The organism is Allobosea sp. P1_A7, assembly GCF_056406775.1.
Map to the genome: position 1 here is coordinate 1 of NZ_JBFTZN010000509.1, position 2016 is coordinate 2016.

2 protein-coding genes are annotated in these 2016 nt (G+C 63.5%); both read left to right on the forward strand.

Translation table 11 applies throughout. The annotated features are described in order from the left end of the window. Positions 1 to 25: 25 nt before the first annotated feature. On the forward strand, positions 26 to 1681 hold the full coding sequence (locus tag AC1D34_RS37030) for an acetolactate synthase large subunit (protein ID WP_476826960.1): 1656 nt from the start codon (positions 26 to 28) through the stop codon (positions 1679 to 1681). A 13-nt stretch (positions 1682 to 1694) separates the two neighbouring features. Then, positions 1695 to 2016: aldehyde dehydrogenase family protein (locus AC1D34_RS37035; protein WP_476826961.1), on the forward strand; the 322-nt coding region annotated here is incomplete at its 3' end.

Sequence of the window (2016 nt, forward strand, 5' to 3'; positions counted from 1 at the left end):
GTGCTCTTGTGAAAGGCAGCAAGTGATGACGAAGGGGTCCGATCTCCTGGTAGCGGCGCTCGAGAATGAGGGCGTCGACTGCATCTTCGGTGTGCCGGGCGAGGAAAATCTCGATGTCGTCGAGTCCCTCCGCAATTCCGGCATCAAGCTCGTCCTGACGCGGCATGAGCAGGCGGCAGCCTTCATGGCGGCGACGCATGGTCGGCTGACGGGCCGACCGGGGGTCTGCATCGCGACGCTCGGACCGGGCGCCCTGAACTTTTCGACCGGCGCGGCCTATGCCCATCTCGGTGCCATGCCGATGATCATGATCACCGGCCAGAAGGCGATCATGACCGCCAAGCAGGCGCGTTTCCAGATCGTCGATGTCGTCGCCTCGATGAAGCCGCTGACCAAGATGACACGGCAGATCGTCAGCGCCGCCAGCATTCCGGCTGCTGTGCGCGACGCCTTCCGCGTCGCGATGGAAGAACGGCCGGGGCCGGTGCATCTCGAGTTGCCCGAGGATGTCGCTGCCGAGGAGATCGACGACATCCCCGTCATCCCGGTTCATCCGCTCGAGCGGCCGGTTGCGCAGAGCGCGGCGCTTGACCGCGCGGCCGAGATGATCCTGGCGGCAAAGAGGCCGCTGGTCATGATCGGTGCTGCCGGCAACCGGCCTCGTCTCGTCGAGGCGCTCTCGGCCTTCGTGCGGCGTACAAGGCTGCCCTTCTTCAACACCCAGATGGGCAAGGGCGCGGTCACCGGCGGCTCGAACCTCTATATGGGGACCGCTGCCCTCTCCGAACGAGACTATGTCCATGAAGCCGTGCACCGGGCGGACCTGATCATCTCGATCGGTCACGACACGGTCGAGAAGCCGCCCTTCCTGATGCAGAGCGCTGGCGGTCCGAAGGTGATCCATATCGGCTATCAATCCGCCAATGTGGAGCAGGTCTACCACCCCGACGCCGAGGTGATCGGCGATATCGGCGCGACCGTGACTCAGCTCGCTGAACGGCTCGGCGGCAAGCTTGAACCCGATGTGTCCCTGCTCGACCTGCGCCAAAGGATCCTGGCGAGGATCAATGACCGTGCCGATGAGGACCGCTTTCCGATCACGCCCCAGCGCATCGTCCATGACGTACGCCAGGTGATGCCGGAGGATGGCATCGTCTGCCTCGACAACGGCATGTACAAGATCTGGTTCGCCCGAAACTACCGCACCCATGTCGCCAATACGCTGCTGCTCGACAATGCGCTCGCAACGATGGGGGCAGGGCTGCCCTCCGCGATGATGGCGGCGATGCTGTATCCCGAACGCCGCGTCATGGCCGTCTGCGGCGATGGCGGCTTCATGATGAACTCGCAGGAGATGGAAACCGCCGTCCGGCTCGGCCTCAATCTCGTCGTCGTCATCCTCAACGACAATGCCTATGGCATGATCCGCTGGAAGCAGGCGGTCGATAATTTCCCGGATTTCGGCCTGACCTTCGGCAATCCGGATTTCGTCCGTTATGCCGAAGCCTATGGTGCCAAGGGGTCTCGCGTCGCCGCAGCGGAGGATCTTGCTCCAACGCTGGAAGCCGCATTCGCGGGTGGCGGCGTTCATCTCGTCGAGGTGCCGATCGACTATTCCGAGAACACGCGCGTTCTGGTGGACGAGTTGCGCAACCGTACGCCCGATATCGAGCTGGCCTGACGGGAGAGGGACGATGCTGCAGGTTGTTCAAGCCTTTGACCGCGCTCCTATCACTGAGATCGAGACCGATGACGCTGCTGCGCTCGAAGCCAAGCTGCAGGCGGCCGAACGTGTGTTCCGGGATCGGGATGGCTGGCTGAAGCCCTATGAGCGCATCGCCATTCTACGGCGACTGGCCGGTCTCATGGAGGCCCGACGCGATCATTTTGCTATGCAGATCGCGCGCGAGGGTGGCAAGCCGCTGCCGGACGCCATCGTCGAAACCACCCGCGCAATCGATGGCGTGCACAATGCTGCCGACGAGCTGCGGAATTTTGCCGGGCGCGAGGTTCCGA

Coding starts and splice junctions, on each gene's coding strand:
- AC1D34_RS37030 (WP_476826960.1), top strand. CDS start 26: ATGACGAAGGGGTCCGATCTCCTGGTAGCGGCGCTCGAGAATGAGGGC.